The sequence below is a fragment of the Paenibacillus sp. Z6-24 genome, assembly GCF_054161335.1.
On the sequence record NZ_CP096398.1, the window covers coordinates 1,751,955 to 1,776,797 of the forward strand.

Consider the following 24,843-nt stretch of genomic DNA (forward strand, 5'->3'; position numbering starts at 1 on the left):
GCAAGTAATAAAAAGGTTGTATTCCCACCTGTCAGGAGCCATAAGGCCTGGCAGAACAGGAATACAACCTTTTTGGTGATCATTATGCTATTGGATATTCTCTGGCATGATGGAGCATGCACACATCGGTGCTAGCAGCTATTATCCAGAGACTTAACTCATTCCGTATGCGGATCAATACGTTCATATGGGTAAGCTGGTGTATTTGGTCTTTTATTTACGGATATTCACTCAACAAATATCAATCAGTCGCTGGATCTGCTGTGCAGCAATCTGCAAATAATCTTCATACTGCCGCTGTGTAATTTGTCCGGAAGCTTCGGCTTCCTTAAGGGTCATACTTATGTGTTCGATCAGCTGCTCGTTGAACTGTGTAGCAGCAAGACCCTGATGTTCTGCCATATGCTCTATACTATCGCCATCCTGCAAATACTGTCTTAATTCCAGAGCCGTCAGTCCCAGTAGGCTGGCTGCACCATCGAGAATATACGTCAGGGTACGTGCAGGGTCGGTGTCGGAATGATCTGCAAAAGGGTGCGGCTCTGTATATGAATCCGAATGGAGTGCCATTGAATTGCTGGTGAAAATTTGCTTCATATCCATGCTGCTTCCTGCCTCTCTGCTGTAACAATACTGCTTTCATTGTACCCTTCCTCCATGAACAGTCCGTTAAGGCAAACTTAAAAACCGATGAAATTCCGGCAAACTTTTATTCTTTTTGCAAACCTGTCACACACCAACCGGATACATCGTTTATACTATAGATTATGGGTTTTAACGACGAAGCTGGAGGCATTGGCATTGAGCGGGAACTATACAGGCATTATATTGCTGCAATTATTCGAGCGGGCGGCACTGCTGCTGATCTGTTTATTTTTACTGAGCAAACTGCCCCACTTCCGGCAGATATTTCAAAAGGAAGTACTGGATATGAAGGACCGGATTATTTTATCGGTTATTTTTAGCGGTTTTGCTATCTTAGGAACCTATACAGGGATCAATGTGGAAGGTTCTCTCGTCAATGTGCGCATTATCGCGGTCGTCTCGGGAGGAATCCTGTTTGGCTGGCCGGTGGGATTGATTACCGGAGTGGTCTCCGGGCTGCATCGCTATCTGATCGATATCGATGGAGTGACCTCGGTTCCCTGTCTGATTACAAGCATTATCGCGGGGATTCTATCCGGGTATATCCACAGCCGGATCAGCCGCAAGCGCCGCTGGATTGTCGGTATTGCGGCAGGCATGATCTGCGAGGCACTGACGATGCTGCTCATTCTGCTGATGGCCAATCCGGCAGAGCTGGGACAGGAAATTGTATCGATCATTGCCCTGCCGATGATTCTTGGTGAGGTGAGCGTCGGATTGATCGTCCTGTTCGTACAGGGCGTGGAAGGAGAAAGGGAAAATATTGCTGCCCGGCAGGCCAAGCTGGCGCTTGATATCGCCAACAAGACGCTGCCGTACTTCCGTTCGATCAACAGCGATTCGCTGCGGAAAATATGTACGATTATCCGGGAGGATATTCAGGCAGATGCAGTAGCGATTACCGATACACGCTTTATCCTCGCTTATGTGGGCGTGGGCGAGGATCGTTATAATATCGGCAATGAGATTATTACCGATGCGACCAAGCAGGCGATCTCCAGCGGAGAGATTGTCATTATTAACGACGATACGGAGGGCAAAGTTCCCCATATTCAGTCGCTGATCATTATTCCGCTCAAGGAGAAGAGTGTGGTCACCGGAGCCTTGAAAATCTACTATAGCAAAGCCTACAAGATTACCTATTCCCTGCAGACACTGGCTGTCGGTCTGTCCCAGATCATCTCCACGCTCATGGAGGTATCGCGGATTGAACAGATGAAAGAGATGGCGAACAAAGCCGAGATCAAGGCACTGCAGACGAGCATTAATCCGCACTTTCTGTTTAATGCGCTGAATGCCATCGCTTCCTCGATCCGTATCGACCCGGATAATGCACGGGAGATGATTATTAATCTGTCCGGTTATTTGCGTCACAGCCTGGAATGGAGCGACGAGCTGATTGATATCAACAAAGAACTCGGTCAGGTGGTTAATTATGTGGAGATCGAGAAGGCGCGTTTTGGCAGTAAATTGACGGTGATTTATGATATTGACGAAGATGTAGAAGTGAAGATTCCCAGTCTGATCATCCAGCCGCTCGTAGAGAATGCGATTGTACATGGCATTCTCCAGGGAAGAGGTTCAGGTACGGTAACCCTGTCTGTCAAGGATCGGGGAGAACAGGTAGAGATTATCGTCGAGGATACGGGTACAGGTATTGACGACGAAATTATCCAGAAAGTATATACGAGCCAGATGCCGGAAAACCGGATCGGTCTGTCCAATGTACATCAGCGGGTAAAGCTGATCTATGGAGAAGGTCTGCATATTCAGCGGTTGGACAAAGGAACACGCATTCAATTTAGAGTCAGAAAGGAGCGCGTATGAGAGCAATCGTAGTGGAGGACGAGTTTCTCGCTCGCCAGGAACTGGAATATTACATCAAGACGTACAGCAGTATCGAGATTATGGGGAGCTTTGACGATGGGCTGGATGTGCTGAAATATGTACAAAATCATGAGGTGGATGCCATATTCCTCGATATCAATATTCCGTCGCTGGATGGCGTACTGCTCGCCCACAATATCAGCAAATTCTCGCGCAAGCCGTATATCATCTTCATTACCGCATACAAGGAACATGCCGCAGAGGCATTTGAAATTGAGGCGTTCGATTATATCCTCAAGCCATACAGCGAATCTCGCATCACTTCCATGCTGCGCAAACTGGAGAACACGTATGAACGTGATCATCGGCCGGATACGGGCGGTAGGGGAGGCAGCGTCCAGACCGAACATTCTTTACCTTTATCAGTTTCCGCGCAGTCTGCAGATGGTACAGAAGCTGCTGCACACTCGGTAGGCAGCAGCAAGGCTTTTGCACATCATCAAGCTGGCCAGACTGCTCATACGGCGCATGCGCTGCAGGGCAAGATCAGTCTTTGGAAAAATGACAAAATCCAGGTAATCTCTGTGGATGATGTCTATTATGCATCAGCGAGCGAGAAGGTCACCCATGTGTACACGCGGCGGGATGAGTATACGGTCAGTGCGAGTATCAGCGATTTTCAGGCGACGCTGCCAGAGGAATATTTTTTCCGCTGCCACCGTTCCTATATCGTCAATATTAGCAAAATCCGCGAAATTGTACCGTGGTTTAACAACACTTATTTACTGCGCTTGCATGATCTGGAATATGAAGTTCCGGTCAGCCGCAGCAAAGCCAAAGAGTTCCGGCAGATCATGAATATATAAAGGCATTTCATTCCGTAAATACCGCATTTCATTCCACATTGGTTATAGCGCTTATATGGTAGGGGTATACTTGGGGTGTAGAGAATTCTCGATAAACGGACTGCTTCACCAGAATACCAAGCAGCCTGCACAGGTTGAGAACCTTTCACCTGTATACACACACTATACTTTGCGGTAATTACGGAAAGGAACATCCATTATGAGCCAAATGTTGAATCACACGCAAGCTTCGATGTCCTCAAAAACAACCATGTCCAAACCGGCAAACCGCTGGCTGATTGCCCTTGGAACCGTCGTTGTACAGATGGGGCTTGGTACCATTTACACCTGGAGCCTGTTCAATCAGCCGCTAGTTGACAAGTTTGGCTGGGAACTCAGCTCGGTTGCCATCACATTTTCCATTACCAGCTTTGCACTGGCATTTGCCACTTTATTCTCCGGTAAATTGCAGGAGAAATGGGGCATTCGCCGCCTGATCGGAATGTCCGGTATTGTGCTCGGGCTAGGGTTGATGCTCAGTTCGCAGGTATCCTCGCTGTCTCTGCTGTATTTGCTGGCCGGTGTCGTTGTCGGTTTTGCAGACGGTACCGCCTATATGACTTCCCTCTCCAATCTGATCAAATGGTTCCCTGAACGTAAAGGACTGATCTCCGGCATCTCGGTCGGCGCTTACGGAACAGGCAGTCTGATTTTTAAATACATTAACGGCTCGCTGATCGGCTCGGCCGGTGTATCGATGGCGTTCCTGTACTGGGGAATTATTGTCCTGTTGATGATTGTGCTCGGCTCCCGCTTTATTCGTGAGGCCGTCGTCACAGATACGGTGCAGGCAAGCAGCAGTCAACAAGTGAAAAAGGGTACAAATGCTCATAAACATCTGTCTCCATCCGGTCCGACAGTAGTTACTCATAACTACTCGGTCAAAGAAATGCTGAAAACGAAAGAAGCGTATCTGCTGTTCATCATGTTCTTTACCGCATGTATGAGTGGATTGTATCTAATCGGTATCGTCAAGGATATCGGTGTGCAGCTGGCAGGTCTTGACCTTGCTACAGCAGCCAATGCAGTAGCCATGATCGCGATCTTCAATACGGTCGGCCGGATTATTCTGGGCGCCCTGTCGGATAAAGTAGGCCGGATCAAAGTGATCTGTGGTACTTTTATCGTTACAGCTGCGGCAGTAGCCGTGCTGAGCTTTGTTCCTCTAACCTATGGTATCTTCTTTGCTTCCGTAGCGGCGATTGCGTTTTGCTTTGGCGGTAATATCACCGTGTTTCCTACCATTGTCAGTGACTTCTTCGGTCTGAAAAATCACGGCAAAAACTACGGTGTGATCTACCAGGGCTTCGGTATCGGGGCACTGTCCGGTTCCATTGTGGCAGCCTGGATGGGCGGCTTCAAGCCAACCTTTATCGTCATCGGGATTATGTGCATTATCTCTTTCCTGATTGCCGTATTTATCAAACCTCCGGTTACTCCACAGGCGGTACAGGAAGAAGCATCCAAGGAAGCTAAATGGAATGCCAAACCACATACGGCTCGTGGATAATGGTAGGCATATAAAGCAAAAGCGACGGTAACAGGATCATTTAGATGAACTATGAAGATAAATGATCAAGCAGCTCATTACCATGAAACAAAACAGCCTGTTATCCGGATACAAGCCTATAACTCCGGATAACAGGTTTTTTACTCATAAACAGGCACTTATAAAATACTGAAAATAAATTACAAATTTCAGAAAAATGATTCTTAGAGCCGGGAATACAGTAATATTGAATATAACCATCTCTATCCCAACCCCAAAAGGAGGAGTGAGACGTATGTCGCAGATCCGATTATGTACGCGTCCGCAGGTCATTTACAGAGATCTATTGGAAGCGTTATCTCGAGAAAAGAAATTGTCCATGCTGAAGGTCCATCATGAATCGAGAGAACACAAAGAACTTTCAACGGAAGCGGGTTATTATACATTTGTGATGGAAGATCAGTCTACGCTGGTCTATGCCATTATCGACCAGTCTACCAGCATTCCATATTTGTTGTTATCGGGTCCATCTGTCCAGGAAGCTGTCCGTCTTGTGTATCAAACCGGAATGGTAGGTTCGATAGAGGAAGTCATAGAGTGGTGTGCCAAGGCAGATAACACGGGGGATAAGATCGATGCCATTTGCCGTCTGGGTATTGCTTCTTATTTTGAAGTGCGGCCGGATATTCTGGAGATTTTTACCCTTTATATGCAGGATACGGATGCACGGGTCAGACAATCGGCTGTATTTGCGACCAGCTTTATCGGTTGGTCGGAGTTTGAGGGAATGCTGACCCGTACAGCCGACAGGGATCCCGATGAACGGGTGTCCATGATCGCAAAGAGCGCGATTCGCATTATGAGAGAAAGCGATTGGAAAGCGGAAACGACACCGGGTTAGATTCGCAGTAATCAGCTAACGTATGACCAAACATGGACGCAGGGAAATAAGGGCAATAGATGACCGTTAGGCATAGAGTTCTCTATGTGATATCTGATAAAGGATATTCAGGTTGCAGGGAAATCTTTGCTCTTATTTCCGTTTGAAGCGAATCAACTCCCATAATGAGGTGTCGAAGATTCCCTTGTAAGCTTATTTTGCGGCATATTCCCCGAAAAAAGCGAAAATTTGCCGAAATCGGGCAAATTTATGCATTCAGGGAATCACATTCTGTGTAATTCATGCTAAAATGGCTATAATGATGCCATACATGACATGATCAGGCTGTTCGACTTTATCCGGCAGCTGCTCATCTGTACGGCTTTCTATTTATTCCTTTCCGGCAGGCGTATCCATTGCTGGTACTGCCATCCCGAAGGAAGTTGCGAAAAGGTGGACGATGAATATGAAAATGACCAATCCGGCCCTTACCCGCAATCAGAAGCTTGCAAATACATATCAGATTCGCCGTACGTTATCCGTCAGCGAATTGTCTATTGTCTATGTGGCAAGACATATGGAGAAGGGTACACTGCATGTAATCAAGGAATTCTTCCCTGGTGCACTTGTGGAGAGAAGCCGTAACCGCCGGTCAGTGCATTGCTCCCAGGCAGGGCTGAAATCTAAATATACCGAGATGCTGTCCACTTTCCGTCAGGAAGGCAGCATTCTGCGTGAACTGAACCATCCGGGGATCGTCAAGTATGAGGATGAATTTGAGGAGAACAATACCGCGTACCTGGTGATGGAATACTGCCGTGGGATTACGCTGGACCATTATATCCGTCAATCTTCTCCTCAGGCAGACCCTGCATTTATGCAGTCGAGGCTGTTGCCCGTTATTGAAGCGCTGGAGCATATTCATCAGCACGGTTATATTCACAGGGATGTGAAGCCAAGTAATATTATGCTGGTGGAAGACGGGCAGACCAAACTGCTGGACTTTGGTTCGGCTGTACGTTATGAGAACAAGACGCACAGCATCTTGACGACAGCAGGTTATTCGCCAATCGAGTTTTACTCCGGTCGCTCCTGTCAGGGGCCGGTATCGGATATTTACAGTCTGGCGGCGACGTTTTATTTCTGCTGCCAGGGCAAGGCCCCCGTCGATGTACCCAAGCGCCTGTTCAATGATACGCTGGAGAAGCTGGGAAGCGAGCAAGTGGCTTCGCCGATCCTTTCCCGGGTGATTCACTGGGGATTGGCTGTATCGGCTGACAAGCGCTGTGCGTCGCTCAAATGGTTCAAAATTGCCGTTCAGGCCGAACGGTTCTGGAAGCGAAATCTGGTACTGACACGCAGCCAGAAAAATCATCATTCCACCAAAGCGATAGACGGAGTGAAAGCGACCAGTCTATCATCGGCAGCCGCCGATAGTCACACCGAAGAGCTTATGAAAGAAAGCATGCATTCACTGAAGTAAGCGGTTATGCCATCAGATAACAATTCAACAGAACGAAAACCACACGTCAATTGTGTGGTTTTTTTGTTAAATAAATGTAAAATTTTCTTTCAAATCATTTTACAAAATAGAAAATAATTACAAATGAAATGGAGGGTAGGCAATAAATTCTTAAAAATGGACAAAATTTGGACTATTTTTGGAATCATATTTATGCAAACAAAAAATAGGCCAAAAGTTTGGGTGAATAATATAAAGTAAATATAAAAAAAACAAAATCAAAGACTGATACTTAATAGTCGATTGTTGACTTTTTAATATCGCCCAGTAATCTAAAGGGAAATTCAAATTCCTTACATAATAATATTTTAATTGAAAAGGCGAACATGTTTTCCCGTGCGAGGTACAAAGACCTAGTATCATTAAAATTAGTATAATTTTCATTAAAAGTAAGAAAGTATTAAAAATTAATTTATATTGTTATTTTTTCGACAGTATTTTTTTAGTGAAAGGATGAATTCGACAGTTTCGACAATATCTCTTATGTATGTATAGTCGTATTTTCCTATAAATAAGACTGAATTCAAAAAATTGACAACCTATACTATTCGTATTGTATGATACATTTTGTAACTCGGAAGTCATGGAACTAAAGTGGGAATTGCAAACACCGTTTTAATCGTATTCGTACTTTCCTCAGCTGCTTCCCGGCTCCGGGTGTGAACGTTGTATACATAGCGTGAAGGCCAGAATGGAGGAAACTGCGTTGGATATTATTAATCAAACGAACCGTACAATGCTCTTTGAAGAAATTAACCCGGAAAAGCTCGATCTAATCACCCTGGTTGGTGATGTTAAAGGTATCGATAGCCTCAGTGATGATAAAATCAAGGAAATCAGCCAGCATTTGCTGGTGCGCAGCTTTGATGATTTTCTGAACAAATTTACACCGACCGTATATTCTTTCTTTAATGCGGCTAATCAGAAAGTGGTCTATACACTCAAAAAGCCGGAAGGAATTGCCGACGATTGCATTTCCGAGATCCGGATTGACCAAAACAACGATTTCCTGAAAATGCTGTTTACCCTGATCGATACCAAGCGCAGCCAGGGAATCACTAACGTTGACTTCAAATTCGAGAATCTGCTGGATATGATCTCACCCAAAAAAGTGATGGACGATATCCGTCAGGTACGTAAAGAAATTCATTATATGTACGGACAGTACGATCAGCTGGATGAAGCGGATCCGAAAAAGCTGGAAATGGGCGACAAGCTCAACCAGATGTTCGAAGAAGCGAGCCAGAACTATAACAATGTAATGGCGATGCTGCCGCTTGCTATTGAAGATATCAAAACCCGTCTGCTGCTGGGAGGCACTCAGGATGATCAGGCGGCTGAAGAATTCCGTATCGGTATGCTGACCATCGGTGAAGGCGGCGAACTGCAGATCGTAGAAGCGCCGAAAGCCGACACCACGGAATTGATGCTGCTCGATGATAATGGCACAAACGAACTGATCTCCGTATTCGAAGAAGATTACGAAAGCGTCAGCGAGAATCCTTCCATGTATGTCAAAGACCTCGTGGTCCGCACCTTCTGTCCGCTTCCTGCCGTAAACACCGAAGTGAACACGGAGCTGGAAGTACAGAATTACAATACGTACCTGGAATTCTACAAAAATGCCAAAGATGAATTCGTTAAGGCGGTTAAACCCCTGGTCGAGAAACTGCTTGGTGTGAAGATGTTCTTCGACCAGTATGCGACCAAAAACCGCGGCATGGCGCCAACGCTGCTCATCACCAACACCAAACTGGATATGCTGGTGAAAAGCACAAATGCACCGCGTCTGGAGACTTACCTGAACACGGTCAACTCCAAAAATGACTTTACCGATACGATCTGGTTCGGTATCGTACCATCCATTGAAATGGAAGCAGCAGGAAATGTACGTGTCAGCCGCGCCCGCTTCAAAGGTACCGAGAAATCGGCCAAGCAGGAAGGCAACACACTGGAGTCGATGTCGATGCTGCTGCAGATCGTCAAAAATTATAAAGTACAGCTGTTCTTCAACTTTGAATCCGGTGAAGAGACGACATTCAACCATGTGGCTACTTCTGGTATTGACAAGTTCATGGAGAAATGTACTCCACTGCTGCGTCAGGATTACAGCGAATTCGCGATTCCTTGCGTACCGAACTTTACGATTATTCCAAAAGACAAATCCGGCATCATTATCGATAGCCGTATGATGCAGACCGAAGCCGGTGTGCAGCTGTCCAAGGAAAAAGAAGATATTCTCAAACTGTGGATCGAAGGCGTCTATGTGGGAGCTGCCTATGTGGCTGCCGGCCTCGTCTCTGCCTACCAGTGCCCGGAATATCTCAAGGAAATGTTCAAGGATGTACAGCGCGACGCACCAGGCGTACGCTTTGATATTGAATCCGGCGATAACAGCCTGCGTTTTGTAACGACAATGGCCAAGGAAATTACCGGCTTCACCAACAGTATCAAGGATTCCATTAACCGCCGTAACTTCGGCTTCGTCTTCTCTTCGGAAAATGCGCAGCTGCAGGGTAAGGATATCCGCAGAATTACCGTATACAAAGCAAGAAGCCTGGCGATGTCCGAAGATGGATTCGATTCCATTTACAAAACACTGGTCAGCACTTATGTGGAGCGTATCCTGCGCTTCCAGACGAGCGACTTCAAATACGAGAACATCGTCAAATTTTTCAGCAACAATCCAAGCAGTCAAAAGAGCCGCTGGCTGGGTGCCAAAGGCGCTGTCAATTCCATCGTTCAGGACGGCGACGATCTGAACTATGTAATCGACGAGAAAAACAATCTTTGCAATATTGATCTGGTATTCAATGGCAACGTGAAGAATCTGGAAGTCACCATCACCAAGGCGACCAGCGCTGCCAGAGCCTGATCATAAAAAACTGCAGCAGGACACGGCAGGGATTCCGCAACGTGATGACGGGTATGACCGTCTGGAATCCCTGCCTCGCCTGATGCCCTGCCTGGAGAATGAGGCAGAGAATCAGGTAACAAGCCGCAAACATTATACATAGAGCGATCGGCAGTATGCTTACTTAGGACTTATTACAGGAACTTCATAGCAAGCGTAATTGTGCCGGTACTCGGGTATGATGCTCAGGTTGTATGTTGGGAGTGCCCTTACGGGTCTACTCTTTTACATAAATTAAAAAAAGCATTTATATCAAGGAGGAACACAAATGGGTTTCACACTCAAAGTAGAAGGCGCAGAAACAATTGAACTGGGGATGGACAACATCCAAACGGTGATCTATGACACAGATACACCGAACGATTCCAACGCACGCTCCACAGACGTTGGTTCCACACTGAGAATCACAGGTAAAATCATCACAGCTACCGATGGTGACAACGCAGATGACACCATGAAACTGGCTCTATGGTCCCTGGTACCTGCTGAGAAAGCAGATTGCTACCGTAAAGTAACACTGGAAGTTATCGCTGCTGATCAAGTGATCCGCAAAATCTACTTCCCGAACGCTTTTGTTGTAGATTACACAGAGCACTTCGGCGATGTAGAAGGCGTAGGTCAATTCTCGATCTACATCAAACAAAAGAAAGACAAAACCGAACTCGCGAAAATCGAGGGCGGATACGCAGTTTAATCCACCAAGTTGGAGCCGTGCAGCTGCGCGGCTCCATAACTTACTTTTAGGTAACTTTTGTGGATGGATTTCATGAAATGAATTGTATATGAACAAAGGAGGCAAGAATCGCTTGATTAATTATTATCAGGTGCTTGGTTTATCCCAGACCGCTACACCGGCCGAGATCAAACAGACATACCGCAGGCTCGCCAAGCAGTATCATCCCGATACGAACCAGGGCAGTGCTGAAGCGGAACAGAAGTTCAAGCAGGTGCAGCAGGCTTATGAGACGCTCGGCAATGAAGATGCCCGTCACAAGTATGATCAGAAGCTGGCAGGAGCATCCACAGGTTCTACCGGACCAACCGGACAGGCAGCAGGAAGCCGCACTACCCGGAGCTCGGCAGCATCGGCAGGAGACAAAAATTTTGATCCGCGTGATGTGCAGACCCAGTTTGAACGCTTTTTCGGCTTTAATCCGAAAAGCAATGATGCGTCTATCAAAAAGGACGACAAAAAGAAAAATCCGCTGGATACCTCAGCGATATTTGAACAATATTTTGGCCCCCGAAAAAAATGATCGTGAAGTGATGGAGGTTGTACATAAGTGAAATCGGAAAGAACCGTAGGTCTATGGTGTATTGATATCGGCATTGCGCTGATCTCGCTGTCTACACTGGTGTATATTTTTGTAATTCCATCGATTTTGCTGAAAATTATAGCTATTCTGACCATGGTCGTTGCCTTTGGCTGGTATGCGTACCACCATTTTTTCAAAAACCAGACCGATGTGCCTGTCTATCAGGAAGTAACGGAGATCATTCTGATCGATGAATTCGGTGAGCGAATCAAAGGTTGGGATATCGTCGGCGAGACCAGCATGCTGATCGGCAAAAACACCCGTCACAACAAAGTGGATATTGATCTGTCCGGCAGTGATTATGCGTCACTGATCAGTTCGCAGCACGCCGTACTGAACTGCGTCAATGGCGAATGGTATGTGGAAGATGCGGATTCCAGCAATGGAACCGGCATTCGTTCGGCTGCCCAGAACAAATCCAATAAAATCGAAATCGGACGTCCCTATCAGATTGGACCGGGAGACGTTTTATATATTGCCAATACCAGACTACTCGTAAATTAAGATTGGGAGATGAGCACAAATGAGTTTGACAAGATGCCCGAACGGACACATGTTCAGCACGAGAAGACACGGAAGCACTTGCCCTTATTGTAATACTGTCGTAGCTGCAGAGGCGGCCTATCCGAATCAGCGTCCTGCGGTACGCGTTCAGGATGAAGAAGATAAGACAATGCCCTACCTCGGAGAGACGGTTGGTATTCATCCGGTAACCGGATGGCTTGTCTGCATTGAAGGACCACAGCTGGGCCAGGATTACCGTATTATGGCCGAGAAGAACTTTATCGGACGTGCGGAAGAGATGCATATCCGCATTATCGGCGACAACACCATTTCCAGACGCAATCACGCCGTGATCGTCTATGATCCGAAAAAGCGCAATTTCTATCTGCTGCCGGGGGATGCTTCCGGTCTTGCGTATCACAACAATGAAGCGGTCTACTCACCGGTAGAGCTGAATGCCTATGATGTGATCCAGCTGGGACACAGCAAATTTATCTTTATCCCGCTGTGCGGCGCCCACTTCGAATGGGAAAATAACGCCATGATTGCAGAATAGGAGAACGAAATCGTATGAGTGGAACACCGTATATTATCGTGCTCTGTGCCTGCATCGCCGTGACCGGCCTTGTTTTCTGGCGGCGCCGGCTGACAGCCGGGCTGTATGGAGATGTGACGCTGGCAGGAGAGTCCGTCAGAGAGGCGTCCCAGGTACTGATCGGCAACGGTCAGACGATTGGGACACGCGCCGAACAGGATGATTACTTTGCCAGCAAGACAACTGCGGCCGGTACACTCGCTGTACTGGCTGACGGGATCAGTGGTCTGGCCAATGGACGGATGGCGAGCACGCTGGCAGTAACGACTTTCCTGCGGGAATATGATGAAGTACAGAGTTATCAACAGATTCCGGATTATATGGAAGAAGCGGCTTATGCGAGCAATCGGGAGATTGTACAGCAGCTCAAAGGCAATCATGGTGGCACAACGCTGGCAACTGCGGTCATCAGCGGACATCATCTGTACTGGGGAGCGGTGGGCGACAGCATTATTACCGTGTTCCGCAACAGCAGCTTTATCCCGGTGAACTCCATGCATACACTGGGTGCGGTACTGCAGCAAAAAGTACTGGCCGGCGAAATGACCCGGGAGCAGGCGGAGAGCAGTCCGCAGCGCAAGCAGCTGGTCAATTATCTGGGCTATGAAGCTTTTGACAGTATGGAGATTGGTGATTATCCGTTTGTACTGCGTCCGGGGGATAAAGTGCTGCTGTGCAGCGATGGGATTCATGACGCACTGACGGAAGTAGAATTGGAAGCTATTTTGACGACGACCGATGATCCGCAGGATGCTGCCGATCAGATCATTGAAAGTATTGAGCAAAAAAATCTGAAGCATCAGGATAACGCGACTGTCATCATTATGCAGCAGGGCTAAACGGGGGTACCGATGAGAAGGGAAAATAGCGATGTAAAGACGGCTTTTGTGTCGGAAGCAGGCTCTTTGCTCGATAATCGTGATTATTTTGCATATACGGAACTGGATGATATGGCTTGCTACGTACTGGCGGACGGGCTGGATGAAGATCAGCAGCAGCGAAGCGCCGAACTGGCAGCGAAGATTATTCTGGAAAACTTTATGGAAAAGCCGACGATGTCCAAATGGCGCATACGCAGATGGTTGAAAGAAGCACATGAGACGCTCAAGTTCGAGAGCCGCCGGATGCGCCTTAAGGCCAGTCTGCTTATTGTCGTTACGGACTATACCAAGTATGTGTGTGCATCGAGCGGGAATACCCGGCTGCACCATCTGCGCAATGGTCGTCTGCTGCTCAAAAGCAATGACCAGAGTCTGGCGCAGATCATGGCGGATCGGGGTAAATTGGCGCCGGACCGTGTATATCATCACGAAGAGAGCAGCAATCTAATGCAGTATCTCGGCATGCCGGAAGGGTTTGGCATGTCCTTTGTCCGCAAGACACGTATGGTAGATGGCGATGTGCTGCTGCTCAGCAGCGCAGGTCTATGGAAAGGACTGGATCTGACCGAAATTCTGGATTCGCTGTCCGAAGCCAAGGGTCCGCAGGAATTCACGGATACACTGGAAGAAGTTCTGCTCAGCAAGCAGTCCTATTACTACGACAATTACACGGCAGCTGCCATTTACATGAACAAGGTATATCAGGATGATCCGAAGAAAAAATGGCGGATTATTCGTCGGATTCTGATTGCAGCGTTAGTATTTTTTGTACTTGGCGGCGGGGTGCTCTGGGCGACCTATCGCAATATCGAGAAAAAGGCGGAAGCAGCGGCCAATCTGGTCGAATACCAGCAGACCGGCGACCAGTACACTCAGCAAGGTGATTACAGCAAAGCACTCAAAGCCTACAGTGAAGCCCGCAATGCGGCGATCAAGATCAAGGATCGCCTGCACAAGGTTACACTGACCGACAAAATGAAGATCGCACAGGCACTCGTCGATGGTGACGGTCACATCAAAAACCAGGAATACGATAAAGCGATTATCAGCTACCAGAGCGCACAGAAGCAGGCGGAGAACTATCCGATCTTCAGCGAAGCGGATATCCAGAAAAAGCTGGAGCAGACCAAGACATTTGCGGCTGTAAACGAAACGGTCAAGGAGGCGGATCTCAAATTCCAGTCCGGCGAATACAGTGCAGCCAAAAAGCTGTACGAACAGGCCAGCAAGGAAGCCATTCAGGCGTCGTATACGGATGCGCAAAAAGATGTGGCTGCCAAGCTGACTGACACGCAGAACAAACTGGATGAGATTCAGCAGCAGACCCAGGAACTACGGGCGGAGAAGCAGGAGAAACGCGGCGACAAGGCGCTGGATGCCGGCAATTATGATCTGGCTGTAGATGCATATGGTCAGGCACAGGGCATTTACCAGGAGATCGACAAGCTGGAGAAAGTTCTGGCAATGGAACGCAAAATTGGCAAGGCCGAAACCGAACAGGATAAGTTGGCCCAGGAGGCCAAAGATGCAGCCGCTGCTGCCTCAGCAGCATCCGCACAAGCAGCAGCATCTGCAGCGATGAACGGCAGTCTGCCGGTGCCTACATCGGCAGTTTCAGGTGCAGACATGAGTGCCGCCAGCCCGTCAGCGATCGGTTCCGGTACAGCATCTTCCGATGCAAATGGAGCAGCAGGTACAGGTGCAGGGACAGGCATCCAATATGGATTGACCGACAGCAAAGTTGCCAATTAAAAACATATCCATATCCAGAATAGACAGCAAAGAAAGGAGAGGGTGAGCCATGAAAGAAATGCTGGAGTCCCTCATGCAGGACCGAATTCACAAGTTGAGCCAGTTGGAAGACCGCAAGCTGATGCGCCAGCTGGTCAATGAATTCCTCGTTAATATGGTCGATTACCAGGAACAGATGCTGGATAAATTGGAGCAGCGGGTTCTGGAAGAAAGCAAGACTGTGAGCAGTCTGTATGATATTCATACAACCGTATATCGTCAGGAAGACTGGGATGCGGCACATGAATTTCTGCATCCGGTACTGCCGGAAGATGTACAGCCGCAGGTTCTCAGCCTGCCGGAACTGCTCCTGGTACAAGGTGAAGCGGAGCAGGAGCCGAAGAGCAGACTGTTCCGCCTTTTCCTGGAGATGGATAGCGCTCAGGTGCTCGCCCTCGCCCGGAGCGGTCGTATGTTCAGAGCACGGGTGACAACAGATGCGGGCGTGTACCATGTCGGTGTACAGCTGCGGCCAAGCACCGATTACCAGCGTGAGCTGGAGCGGCTGTATCACAATTTCCAGGTCAATGGATTGGCCTGGCGGACCGTACATCATCCTTATATTTATAAATTTGTAGACGTCATGTTACATAGCTGGGAAGACAAGCCGCAGCAGGAAGAATCGATCGTATCGATCACTGTAGATATGGAAGAATACGAGCCGTATCAGCGCCCGGGCTGGATTCCGGTCTGGAATGTACAACGGCTGAAGATCAAGAACAGCGGTTTCCCGATTCCGGCGCTCGACCGGATCCATTATGAGCATATTATCTCCCTGCATAAGTACGGTACCGAGCATGGGTATCTGGCAGATGGCGCAGCCGCGGACATTCGTTACATCAAGCGCAGCCCGGGTGAGATGGTCATCGTCTCTCCGGGAGACCGCTCCGGTTTCTGGGATATTATCAAAATAAACCGCCCTGTGGAGCAGCGCTGGACCTCGTCAGCCTATCCGCTGCTTAACAACGGTCTGCTGGACCAATTTGTGCATCATCATGCAGCCGGTCAGATTTTGCCGGTGCGTACAATGGGAGAACTGACCAGAATCGTTCGCGCCCAGCAGGCTTCTGCAGGGGTGGAGCTTCACAATGTTCAGGTTCGACAGGATACACCGGAAGCCGCTGCTGTACAGGCAGATGTGGAGGCCGTGGAACTGAATCCATTTCTCGGGGACAACATCCGGCTCGATGTTCATCGACCGGTAATGGAACTTTCTTTCCGTCGTCTGCCGGAACATCGCCTGCCTGCTTTTCTGCATGGGGACCAGCTGGCTTATCTGACGGCTGAGCTGCAGCGTCAGCTCCCGGAATATCGCTGCAAAGGGGTCTGGTTGTGAACTATATCTGGGATTTGATGATCAAAGCGCAGGATAATGGTATGCAGCCGCAGCAGATTCATTTTCGGCCGGCACGCTACTATTCACCGTATATGGAGCTCAGTCTGTACGATCTGAATGCCACGTCGGTGGATACATATGTAGAGCTGAATCCGTATTACCGTTTTGAGCAGTTGTTTGGCAGCTGGTTTCATCCCGATCTGGAAGAGGATGAAGAATTCCGACATACCTTGTTCGATATTATTGTCCATTTTCTGGCGCAGATGGATATGTATCAGGGGATGACCCGGAGAGAGTACCATATCCGCTTTATTTTGCGGGATATCGAAGAAGGTGTATTTGGAGAAGAAGCGGTTCGTCAGCTGGCACTGCTCAGCCGTGAAGAACGCGAACAGCTCGGAGAGCAGCTGCTGAGACTGTATGAGATCGGAGAGCCGCTGTCTCTGCTGCGCCGGATGTTCCGTGACTGGTTCCCGCGTTCACTCATCTATGTGAACCGTGAGGAAAAGGAAGAATTAATGATCTATGTCGGCAAGCAGGATACACCGCCGAATATCGCCAAAGTACAGCTGCTGCTGACACTGTTCCTGCCTGTGCATTTTGAGGTGCGGCTGTATTGGACGCATCATTTTGGTCTGATTGGCACGGGAGAGACGATGATTATGGACCGGATTGCAATGTATTGATTGAGGGAAAGGAATGACCGCTATGAATAAAACATACTCCTACCGGCTGCACAATCATCCGCTGGAACCCCAGAGCAGCAAAGGGCAGGCGCGTTTTACCAGAGAAGAACTGGAAGAGATGACCACCTTTGAGCTGCGCAATATTTGTTACAAGGAGCGTCTGGTGGAAGGAATCGCAGGTACACTGGATCGTGAGGAACTGATTCGTACCATTCTCAAGTTCCGCGGCATGCAGAATACCCTGCGTATCGAACAGTTTCGCAAAGGCGGGTTCGAGCGAATTCAGTCGGTACTGGGACGCTATCTGAACGCCCAGAAGCCGGATCATGGCAGTATTAGAGTACCTGCCCGGATCGTTCTGTATCAGGGCATACGCCTTGGCAGACTGGACGGGTACAAGATCGAATCCGGCACGGTGATCGGTGAGAATGTGCTGCTGCTGAACGGCAATGGAGAACTGTGCGGCATTCTGAACGTCAAGATGATCGAAGACCAGCCGGGCAAATATTTGCTGACCGCGCCGAGTCACTGGGAACACCGGATGACATCGAACCAGAATTACAGTCTGTATTTTACCCGCCGTCAGGATTCGGATTATCTGTATCATGCCTATTACAGCGATCGTCCGCTGATTCCGGCCAATCTGCATTATTACCGTGTACCGGTAGCGGAGCTGGAGATTCGGATGCCGGAGCCGACCGATACGGTGTTGGCAATCGATTTTGGTACATCCAATACGACAGCAGGTGCTTATCTCGGCAGCGGTTATGGATCGATGATCCAGCGGGAAGATTCCCCGGTGCGCAGCACGGATCGTCTGCTTGGAGAAAGCAATGCTTATCGTACCCAGGATGCCGTCAATTATGTCGTATTTCCCAATGTAACCGACAAGCAGGAGCAGTGGCTGGAGCTGCTGCCGACACTGGCAGCGGCAGCGGATTGTGCAGATCCCGAGAATGTCCGGCTCGTCTATGGTTATGATGCGCTTGCTTATATTCAGCGCAATGGTCATAACAGCAGAGCTACCGTATTCCGCGGCATGAAGCGCTGGGTGAATGATTATGAACGGGTAGAGGAATTGATGGATGCCGCAGGCAATACCGCTTATCTGTCCCGCAGCGAGATTCTCAAAGGGTATATCTCCTACGTGGTCGAGACGGCCGAGCAGCAGTTCAAATGCCGATTTGAACATTTGCATATTTCCAGTCCGGTCAAGCTCAAAACCCAGTTTCTCGATATGTTCAACCAGATTTTGCCGGACTACCGGATCGAGATGAACGATGCACTCGACGAGGGAATGGCAGTGTTATACAACACCATTGCCGATCAGATTGATAAAGGCACCTATATCGACGGGGAAGAATACCAGGCGCTTGTCATCGACTGCGGCGGCGGTACAACCGATCTCAGTTCCTGCCGCTTCAGTATCCACGAAGGCCGCATTTCCTATGGTCTGGATATCCATACCAGTTATGAAAATGGTGATACCAACTTTGGCGGCAACAATATTACCTACCGGATTATGCAGTGGATGAAAATTGTATTTGCCGAATGGTACAGCGGCCAGCAGCGCCGGATCGACATGGACGCACTGATCGATATTCCGGGCGCTGAGCTGTTCCGGTATGTGGACGAATACGGTATCAAGGCTGTGTACGAAGGTATGGAAGCACGCTATCTGGAAGCTGAGAAGATTATTCCGACGAAGTACCGGGATTATGAGCATCACAGCCGGGATGAATACCAGCGTGTACGCGGCAATTTCTACTTCCTGTGGGCGATGGCCGATCAGATGAAGCAGGAATTTTTCCGCAAAACCGGTATCCTGCGCAGCCGTTTCCAGGATGACAATGAGACCATTCTGGACAGCGATATCAAGATTACCAAGGTCGACCGCTGGTTCCTGTCCATTAGCGAGCCGGATGGACGACTGCGTAATGAATATCGTCCGCCGGATGTGGTCTTCAATATTCGCGAGATCAATCAGCTGATCAAAGCGGATATCTATGAAATTGTGCGCAAGTTCCTGGACGAATTCTACCAGGATGGTCGTCTGCAGGACTATTCGATTATCAAATTGACCGGACAATCCTGCCGGATCGACGTGTTCCGCGAAGCACTCAAGGAATTCGTTCCCGGCCGCAGTATCGAGTTCCGTCAAAAGGCCAAAGAAAACAGCCAGGTGCCGGATCTCAAGCTGGCCTGTCTGCGCGGCGCTATCCGTTATCTCAATGCCAAAAAGATCGGCATGATCAAGCCGGTACTCACCAATGAGATTCCGGCGATCCCTTACTCGGTCAGCGCCTATACGCACACCCGTCAGGAGAAAATGCTGATCCGCAGTCTGGAGCGCCACCATACGTACGGTAACGTCTCCCGTCCGCAGCATACGTCCGAGATCGAATTCTTCGTCTGGGCCGACGACGGCAGTCTGCGTCACCGTTATGTATACAAAGGCTGGGCACCAAGCTTCCGTCAGGTCGTATATGAGGAGATTGCCGAGATGTACGGGGATCATATCATTCAGGACGAGACGGATTCGATCAGCAACGGCGAGACCAAGTTCTTCGTCTTTGCCGGCGATCAGCGCTGGGGCTTCAACGTCGTGCCGGTACTGCGGGACAATGAGCAGCTGTACGTGGCGAATCGTCAGTTCTTTGCTTTTGAAAATGATCTGTCCGAGCTGGATTTCTTCGACGGTACCAAATAAGCACCAAGTAGTTGGTTGTTATTGTTATTCCGGCGATCTATCGGATATATCGTCAGGCAGGTTATGCAAGAGGCTGCAGAGCGGAGAACATCTCCGCCTGCTGCGCTTCTTCAGAGTGATTCTGTTACCTCCGTTTGTGTTCTCCGTACTATTGACGCAGCCAGGCATACCATTTGTTCCAGATATCATACTATAGGCAGTTCCTTGATATGGAATCTGCCACTTATCCATCAGCCGGTAAAGGCCGGTTCTCTGCTGAGAGATCACAGGTAGGCACCTGTATCCAACAGCACGAGATATCAGCAAGAGCAAGCAGTATTAGCAGTATTAGAAATACCCGCAATACGACAATGTGAGAACTACCAGAGCTATTAGAGCTACCAGAACTGGTAGAATCACCAGAACTATTATAACCATAAGAACCGCCTTAGTTTAACAGCATGTATACTCGATAAGTTATTACTACTGGAGCAGCATCACACCGGAATATAAGCCCAGGCACAGAGCAGAAGCAACAGGGTCACTCTGAAGCAGCGGAGCATTTGCCCGATGCAGATAACCCTCGCATCATCATGGATTCACGCATTTGGCAGCATGAGTGCAGCAATCTAATGGTCAGGTTGGCAAACATCATTTCATCATGCCCAACAAAGCAAACGATTTAACCTATACAGTTCACTGCAGAAAAGGAAGGGAGGAACCGGCATGTTCCAATACAGTTATCCCCGGTTCGAAAAAGGACGCGTACTCAAAACGGAAATGCTCGCCAGTGTAAGGGATTATCCTCGCAGTCTGGTTGATGTTCGTTACCATGAGTACAGCGACGGCATTATTACAGGTGCACAGGTGACCGTCAATGAACGGGAGCTGACAATTGCCCCGGGACTGATCAAGCATCAGGGACGGTTGTATGTGCTGGAGCAGGAGCAGCAGATTGAATACGATGCGACCGGTGTGGAGACCATATTGAAAGTACGGTTTTACGAAAATGGATCCGACCGTGACTTTGAACGATATACCGGCGAGATTGTGCTGGAAGAAGAGATCGTGAGCGAGAGTGAAATCGAGCTCGGCCGATTCAAGCTGAAGCATGGTGCTGTACTGCGTTCGGAATACGTGGACTTTGCCGACCTGGTGACGGAGTATAACACGTTTCATACCGTGCATATCCAGTACAGCGGCATCGGAGCAGCGACGATATCACCTTTTGTTTTCCGCTGGTTTGCCCGTGAACTGTTCGCCCAGGGAGCGAGCCACCCGAACCCGCTGGATCTGTCCTTTGCATTGATGTGCCTGAATCAGGAGCGTATCGAGCGTGCAGCTGTACTCAGTTATCTGTCGGCCCGATTCGGTCACCCTTACCGAGAGCTGGATAATGCCAAGATTCATCAATCGCTGGAACGCGTACTGGCCGAGAACGGCGGACGCCGTGGCAAGTCAGGTATGCAGCGCTCCGGACCGCAGCGAATGCTGGTGGATTAATCCGCCAGCATTCGTTTTCCATTATTCTCCTTTACGTTCATTAGCATGGTAGACAAATAGAAGATAGACGATTAGAGACACATATATAGATTTAGCCAATAAGTATACCAATGAGATATGAGTTCCATCCAGGAAAGGGGCCTTTTATGCAGCATGTAGTAACATATGACCAGATTGAGATTATGCCGTATAAGCTAGTTCGGCTCCATGATTTCAAAGTGACCAAGACCGTCAACGATCATGCCCGAATGACATTTACCGGCATTATCGACGAGAAGAAGCGGGAGCTGTATGTACAGGCTTCGGATGAAGATACTCAGATCAAAGCCTTTATCAAAGACGAAGCCGGCAACCGCCATCCAATCTTCCGCGGGATCGCCATGGAAGTGGAAGAGCATGTCGTCAATGGAGTACATTACCTTACCGTTGAAGCGATTTCTCATACGTATGAACTGGATATCAAGCGTCACAAGCGCTCTTTTCAAAATCCGGGCCTATCGTACAATGCACTGATCCAGAAAATCATCGCACCTTATGGCAAAGCAGAAGCCCAGGATATGGTCACCGACGGACAAGCGATCGGCACCTTCGTCATGCAGTATGATGAGACCGATTGGGAATTCCTGAAGCGCCTCGCTTCCCATTTCTATTCACCGCTCATCCCGGCTGTCGGCTACGGCGTACCCAAGTTTTACTTTGGACTGCCGATGGGACTGGACAAGGGCGAGATCGACTCGATCAATTACAAAGTCAACAAACGTGTAGCCGATTACCAGCGTGCTGCCGAGAATCATATTCCCGGTGTGCAGGATCAGGACTTTATCCAGTATGAAGTGGAATCAGTCAAAGTACTGGAGCCCGGCTATGAAGTGAAATTCCGCGGACAGAAGCTGCTCGTGAGCGAAGCCGTGACCGAGATGAAAGGCAGCATCCTGACCCATACGTACAAGCTGTCTCCACGCAGCGGCATCCGCCCGATCAAAAATTACAACCGGACCATCATCGGCGCCTCGATCTACGGTAAAGTCGTCGGCATCTACCGGGACAAAGTACAGATCAAGTTCAAAATGGACGAACAGCTGGATACCAGTACCGACTTCTGGTTCCCGTATTCGACCATCTATGCATCGGCAGATAATACCGGCTGGTACTGCATGCCGGAAGAGAATGACGATATCCGCATTTATTTCCCGTCTTACCGGGAAGAGGAATGTTATGCGATGAGCTCGGTGAAAAGGGACGCGCCGGCGCCAGCAGCTGCGTCAGCAGCACACGCAGCGCCAGCACCGACTGCTTCCGGATCGCATTCATCCGGCGGTAGGGGAGCATCATCTCCGACAGCATCCGCAGCACCAGCAGCATCTGCAGCTGCGAGTCAGAAAACTATCGAATCACAAATGGATCCGCGTCTGGCTCAGGATCGTATGTCTGATCCGGCAGTCAAGACGATGAGAACAAAAAGCGGCAAGGAAATTATGCTTGCCCCACACGAAATTGTCATTTCAAGTGGCAGCAACCTGTATATCAAGATAAGCGATTCCGAGGGCATTATTATTAATAGTCCTTCTAACGTCAACATAACGGCAGGTACAGAAATGACACTGTCTTCCAAAGATATGAAATTGAATGCAGGTACGATTGAATTAATGGGGAATGGCAACAGCATCCGACTGGATGATAAAACTACCTTTATGGCTACGGAAGTCAAAATGAATTAAATCGGAGTGTTTACACAATGAATAAGCAGGAAGCACTTCTGCATTTTAAAGAACATATTGTACAGGAGTTGTTGGAACAGCGTTTGAATGAAGTTCAGCAGATATTTAATCAGCGGCATATCGAACTTACAGCCGACTTAATAGCAACTTTTCAACAATTTTGTCAGCAAGTATTGGATATGCAGGATAAAGAGAAGAAAGCAGATATTGCTTTTATTAACTTTTCCATGCTGCGTACATCGATCTTATCCGGATCCTATGTATATCTAATCGAAGCCTATTCAAATGAGTGGTATGAAGACCCGAATAAATGTCATTTCACCTATGATGTCTCCTGGTTGTATTCTTGCTTTGCTCTATTGATGGCTAATCTGAAGCAAGAGTCCAAAAAGTATATGAGTATCCTGAATGAAGCAGATGCAGAAATGGCGGCTCTTGAGACGCTTCCTTATTTCCATCAATTTATTGTTGCTTTGGTGCGTTTTGCTATACCTGATTTTGTAGAAAGTTCTTTGTATCAATCGATCCGTAAATCCACAAAAGTTACTATACGTGTGGGTGAATACAAAGATATGAGTGAACAGATATATGCAGTTGATGAGGAAGCGTCTGTGATTGAGCCGTCTATACTGCAGAATCAGGATGGATTCGCTTATGGCGATGCCCATAATGCTAATTTACATGGGTTGTATATGGAGCGTCAGGATATGAGGTATAGCGATTTCACTGGTGCACAGTTGGGGGCAGCCCGATTCAAGGAATGTTTTTTGTTTGGAACGCGTTGGTATCGTGCTGTAATGCCAGGATGTGATTTTGGAGGTTCGGTCATTAGTGACGCAGATTTCCGTTATGCCGATTTGCAAAATACAGTTTTCTGCCAAGCCAGTGCTCAACGATTGGATCATAAAGGCAAACGATTGCCAGGAGTAATGGGCCTTCATTTTGAGTATGCCAATCTGGATCATGCCGATCTAACGGGCATTCACTTTTTTGATCAAGCTTATTTTACGGGAGCTTCCATGAACCAGACTCGCATGTACCTGCATGATCGAGACAAATTCATCTTCAGCGATGAACAACGAAAAGCAATTCAGTGGGTGGAGGGTGAACAGAGTAATGAGACTGCCGCAATACTACTTACTGCAGAATGATGAACGTATAGAGCGCAGAATTCAGCCATTCTCTCCGCTAGCGAATGGAAAAGATTTCGCAGCGATGCCTCCTGTACAAGTATGGAATACAGTCGCACCCAAAGATGCGGAGTATACCGATTATCTGTCTATTGGTAATACGGTATTATTTTCAGATCCGCTTAAGCATATTTTAAGTAAATACAATCTAAAATCGTCTTTCAAACTGATTTATCTAATGAGCCAGAATACAGGAGAATCACATTCCTATTGGGTATGTAATATGCTTGGTATACATGCACTATCCGTAAAAGCGGAATTTTATCCGCATAATCAAGCGTTAAAGCGTCTGGTGCTGGATGCTTCCCAAGCGGAAGGACATCACTTCTTCAAATTGGAAGGGATTCGTGAACCTCATATCTTCTTGAGTATGGATGCTGCAGAGAGTCTGCTTCGCCGGCATTTGACAGGATATGTATTACAACCGGTAGACATGTCAATAGGAGGGTAAG

At 48.2% G+C, this 24,843-nt stretch carries 20 protein-coding genes; 19 read left to right on the forward strand and 1 reads right to left on the reverse strand.

All coding sequences use genetic code 11. The features are described from left to right. Window positions 1-231: 231 nt before the first annotated feature. Complete coding sequence (locus tag M1D61_RS07645) at window positions 232-603, reverse strand: hypothetical protein (RefSeq protein ID WP_458121822.1); 372 nt, start codon at window positions 601-603, stop codon at window positions 232-234. Window positions 604-825: 222 nt separating this feature from the next. Between M1D61_RS07645 and M1D61_RS07650 the strand changes: the two genes are divergently transcribed. The 19 genes from M1D61_RS07650 (at window position 826) to M1D61_RS07740 (ending at window position 24,842) form a co-directional block, all read left to right on the forward strand. Then, on the forward strand, window positions 826-2,472 hold the full coding sequence (locus M1D61_RS07650) for a LytS/YhcK type 5TM receptor domain-containing protein (RefSeq protein WP_458122440.1): 1,647 nt from the start codon (window positions 826-828) through the stop codon (window positions 2,470-2,472). Next, on the forward strand, window positions 2,469-3,338 hold the full coding sequence (locus M1D61_RS07655) for a LytR/AlgR family response regulator transcription factor (RefSeq protein ID WP_458121823.1): 870 nt from the start codon (window positions 2,469-2,471) through the stop codon (window positions 3,336-3,338). The genes M1D61_RS07650 and M1D61_RS07655 overlap by 4 nt, the downstream gene beginning before the upstream one ends. 208 nt (window positions 3,339-3,546) lie before the next feature. Next, on the forward strand, window positions 3,547-4,887 hold the full coding sequence (locus M1D61_RS07660; protein ID WP_458122441.1) for an L-lactate MFS transporter: 1,341 nt from the start codon (window positions 3,547-3,549) through the stop codon (window positions 4,885-4,887). Window positions 4,888-5,161: 274 nt separating this feature from the next. Further along, entirely contained in the window at window positions 5,162-5,767 is a 606-nt protein-coding gene (locus M1D61_RS07665) for a hypothetical protein (RefSeq protein ID WP_458121824.1), read from the forward strand. 445 nt (window positions 5,768-6,212) lie between these two features. Further along, window positions 6,213-7,229, forward strand: coding sequence for a serine/threonine protein kinase (locus M1D61_RS07670; RefSeq protein WP_458121825.1), 1,017 nt, complete (start codon window positions 6,213-6,215; stop codon window positions 7,227-7,229). 730 nt (window positions 7,230-7,959) lie between these two features. Next, the gene (locus M1D61_RS07675) at window positions 7,960-10,143 is read left to right on the forward strand and encodes a transcriptional regulator (RefSeq protein ID WP_458121826.1); all 2,184 of its coding nucleotides are present in this window, start codon (window positions 7,960-7,962) and stop codon (window positions 10,141-10,143) included. A gap of 307 nt (window positions 10,144-10,450) precedes the next feature. After that, complete coding sequence (locus M1D61_RS07680; protein ID WP_458121827.1) at window positions 10,451-10,876, forward strand: membrane-associated protease 1; 426 nt, start codon at window positions 10,451-10,453, stop codon at window positions 10,874-10,876. Window positions 10,877-10,988: 112 nt separating this feature from the next. Then, window positions 10,989-11,438, forward strand: coding sequence for a J domain-containing protein (locus tag M1D61_RS07685; RefSeq protein WP_458121828.1), 450 nt, complete (start codon window positions 10,989-10,991; stop codon window positions 11,436-11,438). A gap of 27 nt (window positions 11,439-11,465) precedes the next feature. Continuing rightward, entirely contained in the window at window positions 11,466-12,002 is a 537-nt protein-coding gene (locus tag M1D61_RS07690) for an FHA domain-containing protein (RefSeq protein WP_458121829.1), read from the forward strand. Between the two features lie 19 nt (window positions 12,003-12,021). Then, window positions 12,022-12,558: an FHA domain-containing protein gene (locus tag M1D61_RS07695; protein WP_017814715.1), complete on the forward strand. Its 537-nt coding sequence runs from the start codon at window positions 12,022-12,024 to the stop codon at window positions 12,556-12,558. 14 nt (window positions 12,559-12,572) lie between these two features. Continuing rightward, on the forward strand, window positions 12,573-13,436 hold the full coding sequence (locus tag M1D61_RS07700) for a PP2C family protein-serine/threonine phosphatase (RefSeq protein WP_458121830.1): 864 nt from the start codon (window positions 12,573-12,575) through the stop codon (window positions 13,434-13,436). A gap of 12 nt (window positions 13,437-13,448) precedes the next feature. After that, window positions 13,449-15,230 (forward strand): serine/threonine protein phosphatase, encoded by a 1,782-nt coding sequence (locus M1D61_RS07705; RefSeq protein ID WP_458121831.1) that lies wholly within the window; start codon window positions 13,449-13,451, stop codon window positions 15,228-15,230. A 49-nt stretch (window positions 15,231-15,279) separates the two neighbouring features. Further along, window positions 15,280-16,605 (forward strand): normocyte-binding protein, encoded by a 1,326-nt coding sequence (locus tag M1D61_RS07710; RefSeq protein WP_458121832.1) that lies wholly within the window; start codon window positions 15,280-15,282, stop codon window positions 16,603-16,605. Then, on the forward strand, window positions 16,602-17,291 hold the full coding sequence (locus M1D61_RS07715; protein WP_458121833.1) for an iron-dependent peroxidase: 690 nt from the start codon (window positions 16,602-16,604) through the stop codon (window positions 17,289-17,291). Before M1D61_RS07710 ends, M1D61_RS07715 begins: the two co-directional genes overlap by 4 nt. Before the next feature lie 22 nt (window positions 17,292-17,313). After that, window positions 17,314-20,001 carry a molecular chaperone gene (locus tag M1D61_RS07720; protein WP_458121834.1) on the forward strand — a complete coding sequence of 896 codons (2,688 nt, stop codon included), beginning with the start codon at window positions 17,314-17,316 and terminating at the stop codon, window positions 19,999-20,001. A 705-nt stretch (window positions 20,002-20,706) separates the two neighbouring features. Next, window positions 20,707-21,483, forward strand: a complete 777-nt coding sequence (locus M1D61_RS07725) for a DNA and RNA helicase (protein WP_458121835.1) — start codon at window positions 20,707-20,709, stop codon at window positions 21,481-21,483. Between the two features lie 146 nt (window positions 21,484-21,629). Beyond that, entirely contained in the window at window positions 21,630-23,201 is a 1,572-nt protein-coding gene (locus M1D61_RS07730) for a hypothetical protein (protein WP_458121836.1), read from the forward strand. Between the two features lie 17 nt (window positions 23,202-23,218). Then, window positions 23,219-24,352, forward strand: a complete 1,134-nt coding sequence (locus M1D61_RS07735) for a pentapeptide repeat-containing protein (protein ID WP_458121837.1) — start codon at window positions 23,219-23,221, stop codon at window positions 24,350-24,352. Further along, window positions 24,318-24,842 carry a hypothetical protein gene (locus tag M1D61_RS07740; RefSeq protein WP_458121838.1) on the forward strand — a complete coding sequence of 175 codons (525 nt, stop codon included), beginning with the start codon at window positions 24,318-24,320 and terminating at the stop codon, window positions 24,840-24,842. The genes M1D61_RS07735 and M1D61_RS07740 overlap by 35 nt, the downstream gene beginning before the upstream one ends. Window position 24,843: the final 1 nt, after the last annotated feature.